Origin of the sequence: Parundibacterium terreum, assembly GCF_014636315.1 — a bacterium.
Classification (GTDB): domain Bacteria; phylum Pseudomonadota; class Gammaproteobacteria; order Burkholderiales; family Burkholderiaceae_D; genus Undibacterium; species Undibacterium terreum.
In genome coordinates, this window is record NZ_BMED01000001.1 from 1,143,210 (window position 1) to 1,165,035 (window position 21,826).

19 protein-coding genes are annotated in these 21,826 nt (G+C 53.2%); 8 read left to right on the plus strand and 11 right to left on the minus strand.

Annotation, left to right across the window (positions count from 1 at the left end; translation table 11 throughout):
* Nucleotides 1–15: 15 nt before the first annotated feature.
* The 4 genes from dnaB to IEW12_RS05360 form a co-directional block, all read right to left on the minus strand.
* Nucleotides 16–1,776: a replicative DNA helicase gene (gene dnaB / locus IEW12_RS05345; RefSeq protein WP_188564906.1), complete on the minus strand. Its 1,761-nt coding sequence runs from the start codon at nt 1,774–1,776 to the stop codon at nt 16–18.
* 178 nt (nt 1,777–1,954) lie between these two features.
* On the minus strand, nt 1,955–2,986 hold the full coding sequence (locus tag IEW12_RS05350) for a hypothetical protein (protein WP_188564907.1): 1,032 nt from the start codon (nt 2,984–2,986) through the stop codon (nt 1,955–1,957).
* A complete protein-coding gene (locus IEW12_RS05355; RefSeq protein ID WP_188564908.1) occupies nt 2,983–3,537 on the minus strand; it encodes a DUF1367 family protein in 555 nt (184 codons plus the stop codon). Before IEW12_RS05355 ends, IEW12_RS05350 begins: the two co-directional genes overlap by 4 nt.
* 22 nt (nt 3,538–3,559) lie before the next feature.
* Nucleotides 3,560–3,790: a helix-turn-helix domain-containing protein gene (locus tag IEW12_RS05360; RefSeq protein ID WP_188564909.1), complete on the minus strand. Its 231-nt coding sequence runs from the start codon at nt 3,788–3,790 to the stop codon at nt 3,560–3,562.
* A 297-nt stretch (nt 3,791–4,087) separates the two neighbouring features.
* On the opposite strand from IEW12_RS05360, the gene IEW12_RS05365 reads away from it, so the two are divergent.
* Both IEW12_RS05365 and IEW12_RS05370 read left to right on the plus strand, forming a co-directional pair.
* Nucleotides 4,088–4,819, plus strand: a complete 732-nt coding sequence (locus IEW12_RS05365) for a LexA family transcriptional regulator (protein WP_188564910.1) — start codon at nt 4,088–4,090, stop codon at nt 4,817–4,819.
* 119 nt (nt 4,820–4,938) lie between these two features.
* Nucleotides 4,939–5,442, plus strand: a complete 504-nt coding sequence (locus IEW12_RS05370; protein WP_188564911.1) for a hypothetical protein — start codon at nt 4,939–4,941, stop codon at nt 5,440–5,442.
* 221 nt (nt 5,443–5,663) lie between these two features.
* Here the strand turns inward: IEW12_RS05370 and IEW12_RS05375 are convergent, their stop codons facing one another.
* Together IEW12_RS05375 and IEW12_RS05380 are read right to left on the minus strand one after the other, a co-directional pair.
* The gene (locus IEW12_RS05375; RefSeq protein ID WP_188564912.1) at nt 5,664–6,605 is read right to left on the minus strand and encodes a hypothetical protein; all 942 of its coding nucleotides are present in this window, start codon (nt 6,603–6,605) and stop codon (nt 5,664–5,666) included.
* A gap of 257 nt (nt 6,606–6,862) precedes the next feature.
* Nucleotides 6,863–7,153: a DUF1330 domain-containing protein gene (locus IEW12_RS05380; RefSeq protein WP_188564913.1), complete on the minus strand. Its 291-nt coding sequence runs from the start codon at nt 7,151–7,153 to the stop codon at nt 6,863–6,865.
* 62 nt (nt 7,154–7,215) lie between these two features.
* On the opposite strand from IEW12_RS05380, the gene IEW12_RS05385 reads away from it, so the two are divergent.
* The 4 genes from IEW12_RS05385 (at nt 7,216) to IEW12_RS05400 (ending at nt 14,949) form a co-directional block, all read left to right on the plus strand.
* The gene (locus IEW12_RS05385; protein ID WP_188564914.1) at nt 7,216–7,674 is read left to right on the plus strand and encodes a MarR family winged helix-turn-helix transcriptional regulator; all 459 of its coding nucleotides are present in this window, start codon (nt 7,216–7,218) and stop codon (nt 7,672–7,674) included.
* A 627-nt stretch (nt 7,675–8,301) separates the two neighbouring features.
* Nucleotides 8,302–13,521, plus strand: a complete 5,220-nt coding sequence (locus IEW12_RS05390) for a CHASE domain-containing protein (RefSeq protein WP_188564915.1) — start codon at nt 8,302–8,304, stop codon at nt 13,519–13,521.
* Between the two features lie 71 nt (nt 13,522–13,592).
* A complete protein-coding gene (locus tag IEW12_RS05395; protein ID WP_188564916.1) occupies nt 13,593–13,979 on the plus strand; it encodes a response regulator in 387 nt (128 codons plus the stop codon).
* 43 nt (nt 13,980–14,022) lie between these two features.
* Entirely contained in the window at nt 14,023–14,949 is a 927-nt protein-coding gene (locus tag IEW12_RS05400) for a diguanylate cyclase (protein WP_188564917.1), read from the plus strand.
* A 9-nt stretch (nt 14,950–14,958) separates the two neighbouring features.
* Here the strand turns inward: IEW12_RS05400 and IEW12_RS05405 are convergent, their stop codons facing one another.
* On the minus strand, nt 14,959–15,483 hold the full coding sequence (locus tag IEW12_RS05405) for a GNAT family N-acetyltransferase (RefSeq protein ID WP_188564918.1): 525 nt from the start codon (nt 15,481–15,483) through the stop codon (nt 14,959–14,961).
* 107 nt (nt 15,484–15,590) lie between these two features.
* Here IEW12_RS05405 and IEW12_RS05410 point away from each other — a divergent pair, with 107 nt between their 5' ends.
* The gene (locus IEW12_RS05410) at nt 15,591–16,487 is read left to right on the plus strand and encodes a GGDEF domain-containing protein (RefSeq protein WP_229750933.1); all 897 of its coding nucleotides are present in this window, start codon (nt 15,591–15,593) and stop codon (nt 16,485–16,487) included.
* Nucleotides 16,488–16,605: 118 nt separating this feature from the next.
* Here IEW12_RS05410 and IEW12_RS05415 read toward each other — a convergent pair whose 3' ends face one another.
* The 4 genes from IEW12_RS05415 to IEW12_RS05430 form a co-directional block, all read right to left on the minus strand.
* Nucleotides 16,606–18,165 carry a cryptochrome/photolyase family protein gene (locus IEW12_RS05415; protein ID WP_188564919.1) on the minus strand — a complete coding sequence of 520 codons (1,560 nt, stop codon included), beginning with the start codon at nt 18,163–18,165 and terminating at the stop codon, nt 16,606–16,608.
* Between the two features lie 64 nt (nt 18,166–18,229).
* On the minus strand, nt 18,230–19,450 hold the full coding sequence (locus tag IEW12_RS05420) for a DASH family cryptochrome (RefSeq protein ID WP_308789115.1): 1,221 nt from the start codon (nt 19,448–19,450) through the stop codon (nt 18,230–18,232).
* Nucleotides 19,451–19,490: 40 nt separating this feature from the next.
* Nucleotides 19,491–20,237 (minus strand): SDR family oxidoreductase, encoded by a 747-nt coding sequence (locus IEW12_RS05425; RefSeq protein ID WP_188564920.1) that lies wholly within the window; start codon nt 20,235–20,237, stop codon nt 19,491–19,493.
* Nucleotides 20,234–20,545, minus strand: coding sequence for a high-potential iron-sulfur protein (locus tag IEW12_RS05430; RefSeq protein ID WP_188565673.1), 312 nt, complete (start codon nt 20,543–20,545; stop codon nt 20,234–20,236). The genes IEW12_RS05425 and IEW12_RS05430 overlap by 4 nt, the downstream gene beginning before the upstream one ends.
* A gap of 205 nt (nt 20,546–20,750) precedes the next feature.
* Between IEW12_RS05430 and IEW12_RS05435 the strand changes: the two genes are divergently transcribed.
* On the plus strand, nt 20,751–21,764 hold the full coding sequence (locus IEW12_RS05435; protein WP_188564921.1) for a MerR family transcriptional regulator: 1,014 nt from the start codon (nt 20,751–20,753) through the stop codon (nt 21,762–21,764).
* Nucleotides 21,765–21,826: the final 62 nt, after the last annotated feature.

Below are 21,826 nucleotides of genomic sequence, written 5' to 3' on the forward strand. Positions count from 1 at the left end.
GGTCTCGCGGATTGCTCACAGCACCATCCCCTTCTCTTCCACCAGCAGGCCCAGTTCTTCCACCGCGTTCCAGTAGGCTTCCTGCGGGTCCAGCCGGGGGAACTTCCACAAGGTGGAGAGGCCGTGGTGGTGGCAGATGGCCCACCAGGTCCAGGGCATTTGCCGCTTCAGGTCATCCAGCACGGCGTCGATGTCGAGCACGGTCTTTTCGCGACGCAGATCCCAGATCAGTGTGCCGTCGTCCTCGGCGGTGGAGTAATTGGTGAGCATCTGCTTGCCTTCGATGGTGGCGTTGCCGAAGCCGACATCGCGCTTGATCTCTGCCGTATTGTTGCGCATCCAGTGCGCCCACTCGGCGAGCCAGTGGTGCAGCACTGCTGTCTGTTCCGCCTGCTGCTCTTGCGCGCTGCGCTGCTGGCTCAGGCTGGGTTGAATCGCTCTTTGCATGGGAGCTCCTTGGTTCTGTTCAGTTGCCTGCCGGGCCGGCGGTGGCCGCATCGGTGGATGGGTCTTCCGTTTTTTTGTTGACGATGATCCCGCGCGAGATGCGCCGGCCACCTCGCAGATGCCGCGGTCCATGCTGTCGGGGTGGTAGACCTCGTCCCGGTATAGAAAAAGGACGGCGTCGGCATCCTGTTCTATGGCGCCGGAATCACGCAGGTCGCTGGCTTGCGGGCGCTTGTTGGGGCGCTTTTCCAGCTCGCGGTTGAGCTGGCTGAGCAGCACGATGGCGATGTCCAGTTCCTTGGCCAGCGCCTTCAGGCCGCGGGTGATGCCTTCTATCTGCGCGTTGCGGTTGTCGCCGTCGCCTTCCATCAACTGCAAGTAATCGACCACCAGCACATGCAGCCCCTGGCGGCGCTTGACGGTCTTGGCCTTCATGCGCACATCCAGCAGGCGCAGGCCGCCCTGGTCATCCAGGTACAACTGCATGCGGTCTATCTTGGCAATGGCGGCCGTCAGGCTGTTCCAGTCTTCGCCTGTCATCGCATTGGGCTGCAGCAGGTGCGCCAGCGGGATGCGGCCTAGGTTGGCGAGGTTGCGGTCATGCAGCTGGGTGCGCGGCATTTCCATCGACAGCACCAGCACGCTATGGCTTTGCGCGATATGGCAGGCCAGGTTCAGCGCGAAGGCGGTCTTGCCCATCTTGGGGCGGGCCGCCAGCACGATCAGCTCGCCGCCGCGCAGGCCGCCGCTGAGCTTGTCATCCACATCGGCAAAACCGGTGGAAATGGCGCGCGAACCGCCTTCGCGCCGGCGCTCCAGTTCTTCGATATGCTGGTACAGATCGGCGCTGGCCTTCACCGGCTCTTGCCGTATGCGCGCCACCGCCAGTTGTTCCAGCTTGCTGGAGGCCTGGTCCAGCAGCAGCGCCGCATCCTGGCGCGAGGTGCAAGCCTGGTCTGCCACCTCGCGCCCCAGCGCAATCAGGCCGCGCTTGATGGCCCTGTCCCGCACGATGGCGGCGTAGCGGGCGATATTGGACGAATAAGGCGTGTTCTGCGCCAGCGAATTCAGGTAAGGCAGGCAATCGCTGATGCGGTCGCGCAGCAGATCGGACAGCGAGATCACATCGCAGCTTTTGCCGGCCGCGATCTGCGCTTGCAGCTCGCTAAAGATGACGCGATGCTCGCCGCGATAGAAGTGCTCTGCCTGCAGATCGCCGATGCGGTCTATCGCATCGTTGTCCAGCAGCAGCGCACCGAGCACGCTTTGTTCTGCTTCGTTGTTGTGCGGGGCTTGCATGGTGGCTTGGGGGGGCTTGAAATTATTCATCGTGCTTCCTTCAAATTCCGGGTTCATCACGGAGCGGTAGGCTGGGCTAAGGCTTCATCAGCCCAGCATCCAAACACATCTACGCACATCCAAAAACGGTTTCAATGGCGCTGGCTTATCGGATGCCAAGCGTTGGGCTGGTGAGGCTTTAGCCCAACCTACAACATCATCGCGGGCCTCAGTTGTCATACTGGCCTTCCCTGATCTTGGCGAAGTTGATGGCCTTGGTCATCCAGGCCAGATCGGCCATGAAGCTGCGCTTTCCTGTGCCTCCTGCTAGCTGCGCTCTGCCGGTGAGAAAGGCCGAGCCGGCAACGTATTCAAAAAACTTGCGCCAGTAGTCCAGGTTTTGCCGCGCCGGATCTTCATTCCATCTGGCCCGCAAATGCACGGCCCTGCCGCGTGTCCAGTCGCGCACCCTCGGGCATTGCGGCAAGACCTGGTGATACAGCGCGATAATCTCCTGGTGGGGGCAGGCCATTGCTACAGCCTCTGCACGTGGCGGATCCTTCTCCCTTGCCGTGCTCTGGGCACTGTCGCTAAGGGAGGGTCCTGCCGTTCCAGAGGCTGCTGCATCGCCTGTAGCCGATGCCTGTTTGCCCCCACCGCTCGACGCGTTACCAGCATCGCTGGCGACAGCTAACACGCTAGTGTTAGCCGGGTTTTGACCTTTATCTTGCTCTTGCTCTTGTTCTTGCTCTTGGCTTCGATGTTTCTTTGAAGCTGAAGGCAAGGTATCGGGAAGGTCCTTCCCTTCCGCTTCTGCCGCTTGCTCTGCAGGCTCATTGGCCCTGCTATAACTCATGCACAGCGCCACCGCATATTTGTCGTAAAACGCCTGCAGATAAGGGTTGTCCGGCAGGTTGTCGTATTCGGTCTGCACGCCTATCGCCCTTTTGTCACGCGGCTTTAATTTTTTCCCAATCTGAAAACGCGCCATTTCATGTACCCAGACCATGCGCGATTTTTCGTCATACTGGCAAAACCCGGACCGTATGCAGGCTTGCAAACCCTTGGTGAGATCGTCCAGGGATAATCCCGTCTCGGCCAGCATGAAAGGCTTGGGCAGGTAATACAGGCCCGTCATATTCGCTTGCGGGCTGCTCATCAAATACAGCGCCACCAACTGCGCCTGCCAGCCTTCGTCCCGCAGTTTTTCACCGGTGCCGCTGATCCAGAACTTCGGCGAAATCTTTGCATAACCCCTCATTGCTGCTGATCCTCCTGCGCCTGCAAAGTCTGCTGCGCCACCACCTCAAAGATTGCTTCCATCCTGGCTGCTGCCTGCGCTGCATCCAGTTGCTTCCACAGATAGCGCGCTGCATGCGGGCCGCGCAGGAATCCGGCGATGGCTGCATGCACCTGCTGCATCGCCGCCTCATCCAGCTCCGCGTAGGACAGGGATTTTGGCAAAGGCACGATGCCGCCTTTGGCGCCCGGCACCCAGTTCACATGGCCGGCGCCTATCTTCAGCCAGTTGCGGAACTGCTCAAACTCGCCAAAACGCTGCTGTGCATCAAACACCGCCTGTTCCAGCGCCATGTGGCGGCGATGAAAAGCCGCATTGCGCGGAATGCGGGTGCCGACCTGCGCCACCTCGCCGTCTTCCAGCGCAAACACATCCCGCAAAAACCGCAGCCAGCGCGCATGGTGCTTGCCATCCACGCCGCGCAAACCCTGCTGCAAGACTTTGCGGGCGGCGCTGTGTTCGGCATCTGACAAGGGAATGCTGCGGTCGCGCATGATCATCGTGTGGCTCATTGTGGAATCCTGTTCTTAAGGGTTAGTGGTTGCCTGGTGCGGGCCGCAGGCAGACTTGCTGGTGCAAGACCGTGATCGCCATCCAGGTGCTGGTTTTGCAATCGCCCTGCCCGTTCACGATGCGGTTTACCGTCGGCTGCGAAATGCCCAGCCGCTTGGCAATCTGCGCCTCGCTCAAGCCGGTGGCGGCCTTGATATCCGCAATCAGTTGCCTGGCTGAAGCTTGTTGGGTGGCTGTGTTTTTGTTATCCATGCATGCATTCTATACGTGAATGGATACGCATTTCAATACGTGTTTGGATTATTTTTTGCAAAAATCTATACGTACGTGTATAGTTGAATTATTCAGTTGTACAAGCCCCTTTGATCAACCGGGTGTGTGCTGATAGCGGTCGCTAACCAAAAACTTGAAAATAGTTTCCGATGATCTTGAGGAAGTATTTTGAGGAGGTAGCGACAGGCCATTTGCACCGGAGTTTTTCGGCATGGATGTTCCACATGCGCGAAGAGCTTCAGCCCATTAACCAGGCCTATCGGTGGCCACCAAGCTATGACACTCACGACCCTCACATCGCGGCTAGACACCGCCATGCAAGCCGCCGGATTTGTTTCCCAGAGCGCGCTCGCCCGCGCCTCCGGCGTGCCCCAGCCCACCATCAACCGCATCCTCAAAGGCGTAGGCAGCAAAGGGCCGGAAACCGAAACCCTGCGCAAGCTCGCCAGCGCCTGCAACGTCAGCTTTGAGTGGCTGCACGAAGGACTGGGTAATATGCAACGAGGCGCCAGCGCGGCAGATGCCGGCCAGATCAATATGAACCAGCCGCACATGCGCATCAACGCCGGCAGCAATGGCGATGCCGGCGCAGGCGCGATCCGCTTCATGCACGCCAGCGGCAGCTGCGGCGGCGGCTTCAACAATTACGAAGACCTGGAAAAAGAACCGCTGATCAAGGAAGAACGCTGGTTCGCCCGCTTCAACGTCAAGCGCAACGACGTGATCGCCATCTACGCCTACGGCGACAGCATGGCCGAGTTCATCATCGACGGCGATATCGTCATCTTCGACATCACCAAGACCGACATCACCAGCGGCCAGATCTACGCCATCGATTCACCCGACGGCCTGCGCATCAAACGCGTACACCGCCGCGCCGACGGCACCCTGCTGCTCACCAGCGACAATCCCAACAAAAACCGCTACCCCGACGAGATGTACACGCCAGACCAATCCGCGCAACTGGCGATCAAGGGGAAGTTTGTTTATCGGCAGGGTGGGTATTGAGGACCGCTTATAGCAAGCGAATAACGCATGATTGAGAAGAAGCTCTGCTACTTGCATTTCAAAAAACTTGTTACTCAAAACTGCAAACCACCTGAACACTTTTTATAGCGAAAGCACCTATGGTTTCTTCAAAGTTTTTAAATTTTCTCGCATTTTCAATATTGGCAATCTTATCTTTCGGAGCGAACGCCGACCCAAGCTCCCGAGAACTGACAATACGAAAAATCGAAGAACTAACATTTAGCAGAATTGGGACGTTTGATCCTAAATCACCCCAGATAGAAGTCTTTCTAAAAGCAGCAAAAACTAAAAATCCGGAAGTTGACAACGAAACCTGGGAGAGCATCAGGACCGATCTTACTGCTTCGCTGTCCCAAGTTGTGAAGGCAAATGGCGGACCGATGAAAGGGGTGTTCAGTGGAGCAATGGATAATTTTTCAGATGAAGAACTTGAGCAGCTGAGAAAACTGTTGGATGACCCCATCTATAAGAAACTTCAAACGGCTATGTCAAATCCAGCCGTTCAGCAGCGCGTAATAAATATGACTCAAGGATTTGCAGCTATAGTGTGGCCTGTTGCGAATAAGGTCCTGACCAAACATGGACTCAAGGGAGTTTATTAAGCAGCACAACATACGCCGGGGCCTTCAAATGCGGCGCAACGTCGTAGGGTGCAATAGCAAAGCGTATTGCACCGCTTGATCCACTGGCACCACCTACCTGTATATTTAGCGACTTCATCACAAATAAATCTTTCGCTTTTTTACGGAAAACGGTGCAATACGCTTTGCTATTGCACCCTACGCTTGATCCGTATCGCAAACATTCAGTACAGCACTCATCTTCACTGGCACAAATAAAAATCACGCGCAGAATAGCTCCAGCAATAGGTCTGGCCGTTTTCTAAGAACGTGGCATGGGGTGCGCGAAAATACTCTCCTGCCTCCAGCGCGGAAGACAAAAAACTCTCCACGTACAGGTGCTCTGCGTGCCTTTGGCTGAGCTTGTCCGTAATCAAGCGGTCTTTGTACCATTCTGCTGCCCCTAAAAAAACTAACAACAGGCTGGCGTTGAAGATAAATACGGCAAAAAGCCCGCCGGCTCGGCGGCGCAGTGCCACAAAGATACCGGTAACGATGAATGCCGCCAGCAATGCGGTGGCGAGCGGCGGCATCAGAAAGGGGAAAAACTTGGCATAAAACGGCGTCCCCATTAGCGCGAACGGCGGAAAGGCAAAGACGGCCAGCATTTTAAGATTGGCCAGCGAGACCAGGGACCAGAACAGATAGCTGGCGGCAATCCATATTCCCAGGGTCCTGGGCCATTCGATGTGAAGGCGGCTTTTTCCCGGCACGCTGGCGCTTGCAGGCTGAGTCTCGCTGGGCATGATGGCATCATTTGCTTGCAGCGCGGGGGAAGAAATGCCCGCGACTGCGGAGGTAGCCCAGAATACGGCCAGAAATACGGATGCAGGCAGCAAGAAAAAGGCCATCAAAAAGCCATTGCCCAGCGCTGCTCCCAGGGCCACTGCAGGAGCAAGCAAGTAAGCTGCAACACGCCCTACCCTAGACCGACGCAGCAACAGGCCGAGAACCAGCGCGGCAATAATGGCGAAGCCTAGGAGTCCTTCCAACAGCGCCCCCAGCGCACCGCCGGGACCGCCACGCGCCAGAGCCTGCGGCGCCAGCCCCATCAGGACAAGCGCTGGCGCAAGGACGAGTGCGCGGAATGACGCAATGCTCATTTGCTGGCGTCGGCTTTTTGCAGCGTCTATCTGTTTGCTCATCTATTGCCTTGTCCTGTGATGCGATGGGGCGATTGAATGCCGCGTTGCTCGCCGCCGGAGCTGTAGGGTGCAATAGCAGAGCGTATTGCACCGCTTGAACTCACACCCAAGCTAACGCCGCAATTTTACGGTCTCACCAAAATTCCATCATTAATTTTTACGCTTAAGCCGGTGCAATACGCTTCGCCATTGCACGCTACGTAATGATCTCCCGCTTGGGGAGGATATCTGCAATAACGCAAGTCAGCACCGGCGCTTCATGCAACTTCGACGACAAACATTCGCGCTTGCTGGGCTTCCTGGCGTTCGGCCTTGATCGGCGCATACTGTTCGGAATTGTAGAAGGCCATCGCTTGGGCAAGAGTCGGAAACTCAAACACGCCGGCCATCGGCAGCGGCGCTTCATCGCCCTCCAGAACCTGCGCAACGGGACCGAAATGCAGAATCTGCCCGCCCGCCTCTTTCAGCGCGGCCTGAAAGCGGGGAGCAAGCGCGGCCTGCTTGGCGGCGTCGATGACGCGTAGGTTGACGTGTACGTAGGCTGGCATTATTCCCCCTTAATAATGCATATACAGTATTATACGAGGATGGGATTGTCAAGGAAGTACATGTGAACGGTTTTGATCCAGAATCTTTGAAGGGTGTTGCAGCGGAGTGTCCGGGCTTTCAGGCTCGTGCAACGGCGCGCGCATTGACGCGATATTACAATGCCTGCTTCAAGCCGCTCGGGCTGACTGCCGAGCAATTCAGCCTCATGGTGGGGATTGGTGCGGCCGAGGGAGCAACGCTCGTCGATCTTGCGGATAGTGCCGGAGTCGATCCGACGACCCTCAGCCGAAGTGTTCAGGCTCTGGAGAACCGAGATTTGGTCAGCGCCAAGGGCGGACGTGGTTGCGGTGGAAAGCGGCTGGCTCTGACGGCGTCCGGGCGGCGGCTCGCGGCCGAAGCGTTCCCGGTATGGACTGCGGCCAAGGCAGAACTCGCTAGCCACATGGGTGAGGAAAAACTTCGCAAGGCAAGGCTGGCCATGGTGCAGCTGGCCAAAGCCGCAGAATCCTCAAGCAAATAATGTGCGCTTTGTGGAATGAGGCTTGAGATAACATCAGCCCCCCCCTCGTGCCGCGACATGTTATGCCTTACTGAATTGCTGAAGCATACGCCGCAACGTGCGAGATAGCCACCTAAACAGATACCATGACATTCTCCTCGGCCCCCCTGAAGCCTGCATTGTAAAAGCCAAGCTTTTTTACCAAGTCGCATCGCGTTACCGCAAAATAGCATTCGGCGATGCCGCTCATTTGCTATTTGACTTGCGACCACTTTAAATTCTTTTACAGGCGACTAATCTAGACGTTGTGGTCACTTAGGGCCGCAAAGTTTCTATCTGGCAAGTTGCAGCTGTTAAATCTTGTTTCTCTGATCTGCAATTCGAAAAATTTGAAGTACTATAATTTAAACGTAAAAAATCGTCATAAACACGATTTATATTCGCTTGTCCCGCCGCTACCCAATGAACCATAAGACGATGTGAGTGGCCGCTAGAAAGCAATGTGCTTCTAAAGGAAAACAAGCAGTTCTTCACTCCTATTTAAGTCTCAATTTGGTCACGCTTTACTATTAAGAAGGCAACAAATTATAAATTGTGCAGTCGATATCTATCTAATTCAATTAAAACTATGGCCGCCATCAGATCGCGATGAATAAACCGAAAGCGTTGCGTCGTCCTCTCTTGTGGTCCTTATTTGGACTTGCGGTTGGACTTACGCTCAGCGCTGGTGCGGCACTACTCCAAAAAACTCAAAATCACTCACAAGCCGCCGTAGCATTTGATGTCATTGCTGATCGAGTCGCAGAACAAATCCTTTCCCGGATACAAATATATGAATATGGGCTGCGAGGTGTTCGCGGCACCATATTGGCTGTAGGCGTTGATGAAATCACGAGATCCGGATTTCGCACATATGGCGCATCTCGGGATATCGATGCCGAATTTCCTGGAGCACGCGGCTTTGGGTTCATACGCCGGGTTCCTCAAGATCAACAAGCAGACTTTCTTGCGCGCGCGCGACGGGATGCCCAGCTTGACTTCTCGATTCATCAGCTTGCCCCCCATCAAGGGGAACGCTATGTGATTCAATATATCGAGCCAGTTGAGCGCAACGCACCGGCAATTGGTCTGGACGTGGCTTCGGAAGCCAAGCGCCGAGCCGCTGCGCAACTGTCTATGCAAACAGGAAAAGCGACGATCACCGCTCCTATCACCTTAGTCCAAGCAGAAAGTTCTCGGCAGCATTCGTTCCTGCTGATGTTGCCGGTATATCGGCCAGGAAATTCACTTCTATCAGCCGAACAGCGCACAAAGTCGACGGTTGGTTGGACATACACGCCTTTGGATATCGAGGACATATTACGAGCCATTACGCAAAACGATGGTGGCTTTGAACTCAGCATTGAAGACATTACAGAAAATGCTAAAGGCGAATTATTCTTTAGCACTCCGAGCCGACAGGCGATTCCTGAAACAAGGGTTGATCGCGTGGTCCAGGTGTTTGGACGCCAGTGGAGATTGAACCTCAGCGCCACGCCACAATTTATTACCGGCCTTCACCAAACACAAGCAGGGGCGATATTTTCGATTGGGGCTTTATGCAGCGTACTCTTTGCCATTCTATTGGCCACTTTATTATCGGACCAAGAAAGGAAACGCCAGCTGCTTGCCGGCCAGGCACGATTAGCAACAATTATCGAAAATTCCAGCGACGCAGTTGTCGGCGAATCGACAGACGGGTCCATTACGATTTGGAATCCCGCGGCCGAGCGATTATTTGGTTACAGTCAAGAGCAAGCCATTGGGCAAAAATTTGATTCACTGCTTGTGCCTGCCGATCATCCAGATTGGGATCAATCAATGCTCCAAAGTGTTGTCCAGGGCAAGATACTGCCGCCGCATGACACATTGAGAATTCACCGGGACGGACACCATTTGGATGTCTCCGTTGCAGTGGGAGTGATAAGGGAAACCGATGGTACGATCAATGGAGTCGCCATCCTTATGCGCGATGTGCGTGAGCGCAAAGAGATGGAAAACAAGCTTTTGGAGTTCAATACAAAGCTTGAAGGACTGGTCAATGAGCGGACCGCAGAACTGGAGACCGCAAGGCGCGATTTGCAGACTGTCGTAGATGCCGTGCCATCGATGATAGGTTATTGGGACAAGCACTTGGTTAACCGAGTCGCAAATATTGCCTACCTATCTTGGTTTGGCCGCACCTCTGAGCAGATGCACGGTGCGCATTTGGAAGACGTTCTCGGCCAAAGTCTATTCTCAAGCAATAAACCGTACATAGACGCCGTTCTTCGCGGGGAACCGCAGAAATTTGAGCGCAGCATTACCAAACCCGATGGAAGCATAGGACATTCTTTGGCCTACTACCTCCCCGATATCGTCAGCGGCGAGGTGCAGGGATTCTATGTACTGGTCCACGATGTCACTGAAATAACCTTGAGTCGTGCTGCTCTCGACATGGAGAGAGAGCGCCTCGAAAATATTTTGCTCGGAACCAATGCGGGGACCTGGGAGTGGGATATCACCACCGGGGGCTTGAAATTAAACGAGCGCTGGGCCGACATTCTGGGCTATCGCTTGGAGGACTTATGCCCAACGACGATTGAAACTCGTATTGCGCTCTCGCACCCGGATGAACTTCAAGAGTCGAGGGCAAGGCTGTCCCGCCATTTTACGGGTGAAGCCGAATTTTATGACTATGAGTGCCGCCTCCGTCATCGTGACGGCCATTGGGTATGGGTATTGGATCGTGGTCGCGTATCTCAGCGAGATTCCACTGGAAGAGCTACGCGCATGCATGGCACGCTGCTGGACATCTCACAAATCAAGCAAGCTCAGAAACGCGTTGAGGACAGCGAGAACTTCCTTGATCATGTAAGCCGTGTCGCAGGTGTTGGTGGTTGGCAATACGATATTCGAAACCAAACCGTGGAGTGGACGAGTCAAACACGACTTATTGCTGAGGTCGGGTCCGACTACGAACCTCAAATTGACGATGCGATTAATATGTATCCGCCCGAGGGGAAAATACTCATCGAAGCAGCGGTCCAGGCGGCAATCAAGGAAGGCCGGTCATTTGACTTGGAAGTGCCCTTTGTCACCGCGACCGGCCGGGAAATTTGGGTACGCTCGGTAGGCGAAGCGATGCGTGAAGGAGGAGACTCAAACGGACCAATAGTCCGCTTGATTGGTGCCTTCCAGGATATTACACAGCGGCGCGCGATGGACTTGAAGTTGCGACAAATCAACAGCACACAAGTAACCATCTTAGAAAGCATGCCATGCGGTTTGAGTGTGTTCGACGCTGACCTGAACCTTGTTGCATACAACACCGAATTTGTTCAGCTACTGGAGCTTGAACCATTATTTTCTAAAGGCGTTCCCAACTTTGAAAATATTATCCGGCTTAATGCAGAACGCGGAGAGTACGGACCGGGTGATGTTGATGCTATTGTCGCCACTACCATTGAACGTGCAAGACTCTCTGTCACACACCAGTTTGAGCGCACTCGCCCTAATGGCATGCAGTTGGAAATACGCGGGGCTACTTTGCCAAGCGGAGGATTTGTCACTACGTACACAAACATCACAGAGCGCAAACTCGCAGAAATAGAATTACGCGAGGCAAAACTCGATGCCGAGCAGGCAAGCAGTGCCAAGAGTGAATTCCTGGCGAACATGAGCCACGAAATCCGTACGCCTCTGAATTCGGTACTGGGTATGGCATATTTGATGAATAATACGACGCTGACTAAAGAGCAAAAAAATTACCTTGAGATGATTCGCGTGTCCGGAGAGTCGCTGCTGAGCATCCTTAATGATGTGCTGGATTTTTCAAAAATTGAGGCAGGAAAACTAGAACTGAGCGTCGGTCAATTTAACCTGAACGACCTGCTGCATTCCCTGGCGTCCATCATGAGTGTCAATGCAGGGGAAAAAAATCTTGAACTGGCAATTGGTGTGGATCTGGACGTGCCAATAGCGTTGATCGGTGATGAACTACGCTTGCAGCAAATACTTGTCAATCTGGCGAGCAACGCCATTAAATTTACCCAGAGTGGCGAAGTGTTCGTGCATGTGGAAAAGCTACCCGATGAAGCCGGTGTGGCGATGCTCCGCTTCAGCGTCAAGGACACTGGAATTGGCATGACCGAGGAGCAGATAAAATTACTTTTCTCGCCCTTTACGCAGGCGGATTCTTCGATGACGCGCCGGTTTGGAGGTACAGGCTTGGGGTTGGCGATATCTCGGCGTCTGATTGAAATGATGGGAGGGACGATCAAGGTTCACAGCGTTGCGGGACAAGGCAGCGAATTTTTCGTAACGGTTCCACTAGCTGTCGATCAGGACAAGACACTGGAAACCTCACCGGCAAATGGACTTGGCAAATTGCGCTTGCTGCTAGTGGATGACAATGCCAATAGCCGTAACTACATTGCGAACACCATCCAGGCCTGGCAATGGGAAGTCGATTCTGTATCTTCAGGTGCCCATGCGCTTTATCGCATTGCTGAAGTGCGTGACCAGGGCGAAAGGTATGACGCAATTTTACTGGATTGGCAAATGCCGGATATGGACGGCATCATGACCATGCAAGAGATTCGCGCGTTGAATCTGAAACCAGCCGTCCCCGTTATTATTATGGCCAACATATTTGGCAGGCACCAATTAATTCAAGCGGAGCTTACGTCCAGGGCGGATGCGTTTCTGACCAAGCCGGTGACTTCGCCGGGTATTTTTGATGCCTTACAGGAGGCGTTAATCGTCTCTGGCAGCGTTACCGACGTGCGCAGCGCATCGACTCTCACAGCGGCCTCCCGTAAAATTAATGCGCGCCTATTGCTGGTGGAAGACAATCCTTTCAACCAGCGTGTTGCTAAAGGCATCCTGGAACATGCAGGGGCAACAGTCGATGTGGTTGACAACGGGCAGCAGGCAATTGACTTGCTGCGTACCTCCGCCTCCTATTATCAATTGGTACTCATGGATGTCCAAATGCCTGTCCTGGACGGATTTTCCGCGACCCGCATTATTCGGGAGCAGCTAGGTCTCATCTTGCCGATACTGGCGATGACTGCCGGGGTGATGGAATCTGAACGTCAACGCTGCATCGCATGCGGCATGAACGATTTTATTGCCAAGCCGATCAACGTTGAGCAAATGATGCATACCATCCTCATGTATTTGCCGCGGCACTCCATATTGGAAGGAGAAAGTGATTTCAGCGGTCAGGTTGTCGATGAAGAAAACGCCAGTTACAGCGACGTATTCGATGTTAGTCCACTGTTGAAAATGGCTGAGGGAAATTCGGCATTTAGAAAAACACTGCTCAGGGAAGTCAGGGTAATTGCTGGGCAGGGGGACAGGCCGATTAACGAAGCGTGGGATGCATGGCAAGCAGGGCGTCATGCTGATTCAGCCCGGATATTTCACACCATGCGTGGATCACTGGGCAACTTGGGCGCCAAACATTTAGTTGTTTTAACGCGTGAAATCGAAGACGAAATACGAGCCAATCACGCAGCGAGAGTCGAGCTTCTTTTTGGCCGGATACGTCAAGAGCTGGACGCTACGTTGTTAGCGGCGCAAACCTGGCTGATGGCACAGCCGGATTTTGAGGCAGGTGAGGATAAAAAGCCAGCCGCTCTCGATATTGAACAATTGCATCGGCTAAAGCGGCTTTTTGAGAATCAGGATTTCGAGGCCTGTGACATCTATGACGCAATTCGCCCTGCGCTCAAACAGCAGCTTTCTGCAGACGATATGGACGCCTTGGATGATGCAGTGGGAAGGCTGGACTTCAAGGAGGCGCTGGAGTATATGCAGCGCATTGAAATAAGCGCACTATAGGGATAGCAATCTCAATAAAAAAATCAGTAGCCGATCACATAACGAGTTAGTAGCTGGAGGTAGGTGTATTTATGGCCGAAAACAAGAGTTTGAGCGTGTTTATTATTGACGATAATGAAATGACACGCTCGGTATTGCGCATGACTATTCAGGGCGAGGATTTTGATGTGATCGGTGGCGCCGCCAATGGTAAGTCTGGACTTGAGCGGGTGTTAAAACTGCAACCGGATATCGTTTGTCTGGATATTGTGATGCCGGACACGGACGGTCTGGAGTTACTGCAGGAAATCAAGCAAGCCCTTCCACTCACCATTGTGCTGATGGTGACATCGAGCAATGATCGTGAAACTGTCAGTCTGGCGCTGCAGCGCGGTGCAGCAGGATATATCCTCAAGCCTTTTAACAAAGGCACCATCCTGGATACGCTGGAAAAAGTCACCGTGTTGAGACGGGCGTAAAAAAAATCCCAGCAATAGAATTTTTACAAGGTCGAATTCTATAATGACACAAGCTATTGATGATGAATGTCTGATTCTGATTATCGACGACAGTGTTGCCGCCATTCGTATGTTGAGCGGCATGCTCAAGGATCTCGGGCAAATTATATTTGCTACGAGTGGTGAGGCAGGGATTCAACTTGCACGGGAGCGCAAGCCCCACTTGATCTTATTGGACGTCGAAATGCCATCCATGGACGGATATGAAGTTTGCCGCCTGCTGAAAATCGACGCGGAGACATCTGGCGCATCCGTCATCTTTGTCACTGGTAGCTCCAGCATGGAAAGCGAGGTCAGGGCCTTGGAGGCAGGAGCGGTTGATTTCATCACCAAACCTCTAAACCCTCCCGTCGTACGGGCGCGAGTACGCACACATTTGAAATTGCAGCTCCATGCGTTGGCGACCATCCAGCTGGCAAACCGCGATGGCCTGACAGGTCTGTACAATCGGCGTTATTTGGATGAGATACTAGAAAAAGAATTTCAGCGGCATCTACGCCAAGGTTTGCCCCTAGGTTTGGCGCTCATCGATATTGATCATTTCAAAGCATATAACGACGGTTATGGACATCAAGAGGGAGATTCCTGTTTACGGAAAGTGGCAACTGCATTAAATACCTTGACCAAGAGACCCGGTGAGATCGTCGCTCGCTATGGAGGCGAAGAGTTTGTCGTGGTCTTACCATATACCTCAATCCAGGACGCCGGCAAATATGGCGATTGGATATGCGAGCAGATTTTTTATTTAAATATTGAGCACAACTATTCTGAGTGCGCCAAAATCGTCACTATCAGTGTAGGAATTAACTCAGTAATTCCTAATAATCGCAATTCGGTTCAGCAGTTAGTCAAGGGCGCCGACGAGGGCTTATATCTCGCAAAATCGGCGGGAAGGAATCGCTCAGTAGTATATGAAAAGCCTGGCATCTAATCGCGAATTTCAACAATGAGAAGCTGGAATTGTTGAAGCAAACGCCGCAACGTGCGAGGTAGCCACCCACACGGACACCGTCACATTGTCTTCCGCGACCCTGGTGCCGGCATTGTAGAAGCCGAGCTTTTCCACCAGCGCGGCGGAGGCGAGATTATCCAGCACGATCTCGGCCACCACTTCGCGTGCGCCGTGCGCGAAGGCCAGCTTCAGCAAGGCCGCCACTGCGGCGGAGGCTGCGCCCTGGCGGCGGTTTTCCGGCCCTATTCCATAGGCGATTTCCACCCGGCCGTCCTGCGGTTCGCCCTTGAAGCCGCAGCCGCCGACAATCTGCTGGTCTGCATTGCGTACGATCAGGAAGCTTGCACACCAGAACTCCGGCTTGCCCTCCTCTATCCAGCCAAGCGCGCGGCTGGCCACCACTGCAGGCGGCAAGCTGCCCTTGCTGGAATGGGCGGCAAGTTCGGGAGGAATCATGGATGCGGCAAGTATGGCCAATTGGTCGCGGGTAAGCGGTTGCAGCGAGAAAGTCATGCGAGGTCTTATGAGGAGGAATGTAATGTTTTTTTGTGTTGCGATCGTCTAGGACTTATTTGTATCTGCTTATAGGTACGCTGGCGTACAGCCAATGGCAGGCGCCCATGATATTAAATGTTTACGGTATTCAATGTTATCAGTTTACATTAACCAACAGGCACCAAATGAAGAAGCGAGAGCCAAAAGTCGTCAATGAGCAAGCCCCATCGTTGGCTCAGGCGCTGCATCAAAATACACGCATCAAAGATGTGATAGATGAGTGTGCAGACGACCTTTCATCCGTGAATACGGTTTTAAAACAGCAGCTTGCCGATGATGTGAATGGCATAGGTGTTCAAAGTGCACTACAAACCAGTGAATCCGTTGAGGGAAAGGTTCAGGATGCAGCTAGCCAGCTATCGTCAGTCAATCAAGCACTGGGCGAAGAAATACTAGAGCGAGGAGTTCTTGAGCAGCGTTTAGAACTAATCCAGATACAGGAGCAGGCAGCACGACACGCTTCTTTTCATGACCCCCTCACGGGGCTACCCAACAGAGTGTTGTTCAATGACAGGCTGGAACATGGGCTTGCTCAGGCAAATCGACACGGCTGGACGTTGGCGATCATGTTTGTAGACTTGAATAATTTTAAAGGCGTGAATGACATATACGGTCACGCAGCCGGCGATCATGTATTAAAAACCGTGGCTCTACGATTAAAAGATACAATTCGCAGCGATGACACGTTCTGCAGGCATGGGGGTGACGAATTTCTTTACCTGCTATTGGAGGTAGGAGACGAAGGCAATATCGCGGCGATTGCCGAGAAAATCACCCACGCCATTGAGCTGCCGATCGAATCGCCTTTTCCCTCAGAAGCTAAAATTCCACAAATCAGTGCCAGTATAGGGATAGCCATTTTTCCGAAAGATGGTTTGACGGCGGAAGCGCTGGTGAAAAGCGCAGACGAGGCAATGTACAAAGCAAAAAAATTGAAAATCAATTATGTGTTTGCGCAGTAGCTTGACTGACATGGCCGGGAGATTTTCCGGTAGCTGTACCATATCGAGCAATTAGCATTGGACGATAAAGCTATCTGGAACCGCCCCTCCCTTCCCCTCCAATCAGATACCACTCCGCTCACAGGCTATCCAAGTGACGGCGCAGATGGGCGGCATGGGTTTGCAGAGACGCGACCGCTGTAGCGTCCATTTTTTCCAGCTGGCGGTACACCATCCCCAGCCTGTGGTTACCGGCCAGTTTTTCGCGATTGCGGTCAAAGAAATCCCAGTACAGCGCGTTATACGGGCAAGCTGTTTCACCTTCACGCTGTTTTTTGTCGTAATGGCAGCCTTTGCAATAATCGCTCATACGGTTGATGTAGGCCGCGCTGGACACGTAAGGCTTGGTCGCCATCAAGCCGCCATCGGCAAACTGGCTCATGCCTAGCGTGTTGGGCAATTCCACCCACTCAAAAGCATCGATGTAAATGCCCAGGTACCAGCGATGCACCTCTTCTGGATGCAAACCTGCCAGCAAGGCAAAATTTCCAATGATCATCAGCCGCTGGATGTGGTGTGCATGCGCCTGTTCCAGCGATTGGGTGATGGCGCTGGCCACGCAACGCATCTTGGTCTTACCGGTCCAGAACCAGATCGGCAACGGCAAATCATGCTCGAATACATTGTGCTTTTCGTAGCCGGGCATATTGGCCCAATACACGCCGCGCACATATTCGCGCCACCCAAGAATCTGGCGGATATAGCCTTCCGCTGCTGCCAGCGGCACCCGGCCGGCCCGCCATTCTTCTTCAACGCAATTGACGACCTCGGCCGGACTCAGCATCTTGGTGTTCAGCGCAAACGACAATAGCGAATGAAACAGCCGCCACGACTTGAAACTCATCGCATCCTGGAATTCGCCAAAGTGGGGCAATGCGTGCTGAACAAATGCATGCAATTGCCGCAATGCCTCTTCGCGATTCAGGGGCCAGGGGAATTGAGCAGCGTTAGGCTCGCCAAAGCTGCCCACACCGGCGGCAACAATTTCCGCCCATAGCGCAGAGTGGTCGTGGCGCGGCCGGAAGTCTGCCGGCTCCACAGGCACTCCCGGCCAGGATTGACGATTCTCCTGATCATAGTTCCACTGCCCGCCTTCCGGCTTGCCTGCCTTGTCCAGCAAGATCCTGTGCTGGGTCCGCATATGCCGGTAAAACTGCTCCATCAACCATTTTTTACGAGCAGGAAATAGCTGCGCAGCCTCCGCGCGCTGCGTATAAAAATGCTCGCTATCCACCGCGCGGCAAACGACCGGCTGCGACGCTTGCTCTTGCTGCCTTGCGTATTCAGTTAGCTGCTGATCCAGCCGCCACTCGTCGGGGGCCTGGTATTCCAATCGCCTGGCGCCATACAGCGCAATCACAAAATCCAGGTTGCCGGGCAGCGTCTGCCTATTGGCAGGATCATTGATTTTGAGGTAATGCACACGATGCCCAGCTTCTTGCAACTGGCGCGCAAATTCACGCATGCCCGCAAAAATGGCCAGGATTTTCTGTGCGTGGTGCAGCACATAATCGGTTTCCTGCCTGACCTCCATCATCAGGTAGACCACATCGCTACGTGCCTCGCGATACCAGCTATGCTGCGGATTCAATTGATCGCCCAAGACGAGCCGTATCGTCTGCGCAAAATTCCTATTCATGCGGTTCCCCACAAAGCACGATACAGAGAGCCCGGATCGTAGTCACGCGCCTGCTTGCACATGCTTAGACGCCTTCCCCCGCGTGGATCGGTACCGCGGCCACTGATATATAACCAGTGCCCTGATTACTATAGGGGTCATAGTCAATCAGCTGCGATTCGAACCAGGCGGCACCTGCGCGCCAATCACATTGCAGCTCGTGAACCAAATAACTGGCCACGACCTGGCGCAGACGGTTAGACAAATACCCTGTTGCCGCCAGTTCACGCATCCCGGCGTCGACAAGAGGCTCCCCTGTCACGCCGCGCCTCCATCGCAAAAATGCGTCCGCATCATGGCTGGGTAAGGGTTTTTCCGATAACCCTGTTGCGCGATAAAGCTTGCGTCCATACTTTAGATGCAAAAATCTAAAGTAGTCCCGCCACAGCAATTCAAACCATACCCAATAAGTCCCTTCGTTGGCGCCATGTTCTTCCTCAAAATTCTGCAGTGCTGCATAGACCGTTCTGGGTGATATTGCACCTTGCGCCAGCCAGGGAGAAAACTTGGTTGAGTAATCCGTACCGGTCAAGTTATTGCGGGTCAACTTGTAAGAATGGGCAAGCCTTAAGTCGAAGTATCGATCAAGATGTGCTAAACCAGCATTCTCCCCTCCCCAAAATGAGGGCGCATGATAGGGAAATGAGGAGCGCGGGTCAACGGCGACCAAAGGCGACGTGTTGATGGTTCGGCTAGATAGAGCCGACGCTAGCGTGGGCAACGGGGGCAGCCGGACTCGTTCCAACATGGGGGGATGAGGGAAAGTGCGAGCTGCCTCAACCAATTGACGGAACGTAGTAAAAATGTCGGGCATGCCATCAATCGTAAAAGGCAACTCGGCCAGAGATAGCAGGCTGGATTGCCAAATCGGCTCAACGTTCAAACCAGATTCTATCAGCGCTTGAACCTCATCCTGCTCTTCCGGCGCGGCTACGTCATCACACACAATACCTGTCGCCCCAACCAGTTGCGCCAACTCAAACAGCATCTGCCGTGGCTCTCCGTATATTTCCAATAAACGACTGCCATGAGTCCGCAATTGAGATCTCAAATCAGCGAGAGCGGATGCAAGAAAATGCTTCCGATGCGGGCCGACCCGTCTAAAACCCCATTCGACGACATTGTCATCCCTGTGATCGTGACAATACACTGGCAATAGCCTAGTGGCCTTATTGCAAGCAGCGTGAAGCGCGAGATTGTCGTGCAAGCGAAGATCATTGCGGAACCAATAAATTAAGGTCGTCACTGCCCGCCCTCTAACCAAGGTTTCACTATTTGGATGCCTCCTACCATGGGACTCTCTGGCCGCGATAATCCATAAACTGCCCTGAGTCTTCCGGAGTCAATTTATCGATCATAGACAAAATTCGAACAGCGGCAAGTTCGGGAGGTTGAATCTCGACACCGGTCCTTGCGTAATATTTAGCCAGGCGTGTATTCACCATGCCGGGATGAACCGCGACACAAATGGCTTCAGGGCTACTTCTATGCAATTCGATCGCGGCCGATCGCATCAACTGATTTAAAGCTGCCTTGGATGCGCGATAGCTATACCATCCACCTAATTGATTGTCGCCAATGCTTCCAACATGGGCAGATAAAGTCGCAAATACGCATTTGCCCGCCCTCGGCAACAACGGGAGGAAATGTTTCATGACCAATGCGGGTCCAATCGCATTGATCGCAAATGCTCTTGCCATCGCCGATGGATCAAGTTGGCGCCAGGTTTTTTCTGCAATACATCCCTCGTCACCCAGCACACCTGTAGCATCGATAACTAGTCGTATGTCCGTGCCATAGAGTTTGACCTTTTCCGCCAAAGCAGAAATGCTTTCTTCCGACGTCAGGTCAAACGCGAACTCTCCCGATCGGGAACAATTAATGACACTGACAAAACCAGCGTCATCGCCCAGCTCCATGGCAAGGGCCTGCCCAATTCCGCCGGTGGCGCCAAACACCAGCGCCAAGCCGCCGGATGGAATGGTCGTCAACCGCAAATTTGACGAAGAACTCGGTTTCTGCGGCGAGATCATGCCTTTTTAGCCCAAGCGATGCACCATCCCTTCGCGCTCACCAGTTTGCCTGCCATCGCTCCGCACGCACCTGAAACATCAGTCGCCTTCCCTTGATACAAAGCGCAACCTGAGCAAATATGCCCTGCAGCAAAAGCGGGATATTTTTTTGCATCGACTTTATTCGCATCCTCTTTATAGCCTAGCGCCAGCGCCTGCGGGTCTGACTCTTGCAATTTGGCCGCCTGCGCATGGGCTGAAAGCGAGAATGATGAAAGTAAACCTGCTGCGGTAGAGGTAAGCAACACGAACTGGCGGCGGCTGGTCATGGCAATTCCTTTGAGAAAAAATAAAAACATGTGGAAACGAAGAAAAATGCAAATAAAACAGCAATTTGAATTTATTTCCATCTTGAACCTGTTATTAATCAATATAACGCATATACTTGAGCAAAAATAGGCAACGAACCGAAAATATCAATCTAATTCCGGGTCAATAACAGTTCAAATCTTTCTCGTTCGAAACTATATATCCATGAAATCATCCCCAGTAACCCTTTCCGAAGACCTGGTCCACACCAAGGAGCTTCCCACCTATCGGAGCGGTGCAGCCGCACGCCTGGCCGGAATTCCCGTGGAGACATTGAGAGTATGGGAGCGCAGATATCAAGTGGCAGGACCGCAGCGCTCTCCCCATGGACAGCGACGATACTCGGAATTGGAAATTCGCCGGCTAAGCTTAATCAAACAATTGGTTGATTTGGGAAACCCCATTAGCGCCGTCGCCGAATTGCCTTCGGACCAATTGTCGAACCTGCTTGATAGCACGCATTCGCTTCGCGTGAATAGTTCGCAATCGGCAGCGATCGTCCCATTCCCGCTTCGTATTGCAATTGTGGGAGAAAGTATTGGAAGACGGTTAGCAGGTATTGACTGGCATACTCAGTCGATTGACGTCGTCAAAAATTGCGTCAGCGTTCCTCACGCTGCAGAAGCCCTGCGCAATATCGCCATCGACGTCCTGGTGCTCGAAGTCCTGGAGCTGATCGAGCCACCATGTGATCTTATCGAAAGCCTCAAATTGGCTTCGCGCGCTGAAGGAATCGTCATTTTATATAGGTTCTCCCCAATGGGAACAGTACGCAGCCTGCGTGAGGCAGGCTATGTCGTGGCACACACACCGGCAGACCCGCTTGAAATTGAGGCACTTTGCCGCGTATCTTTTACCGGCGTTCCCAGGGATCGATCAAGCGTACATTCCCCAGCTTTTCCTCTGGATTCTCCACCACCGCACTTCGATGAGAAAGCGCTGACGGCAATTTCACGTTCAAGCAACATACTGAATTGTGAATGCCCCCGCCATTTGGTCGATATATTGCGAACATTGGGAAGCTTTGAAAGGTACAGCGCACAATGTGAGCGGGGTAATCCTGCGGACGCTGAATTACATGACCAACTTTATCGGATCACCGGACAGGCGCGACATTTGATGGAGTCTGCGCTGCAGATGGTCGTTGATGCGGAATCCTCTACTAAGCCGGCGCTCTAACGTAGAGTTTTTTTTACGCTCTAGAAATTCTCAGCCGCGCAAGATTAGGTGAATACATATCG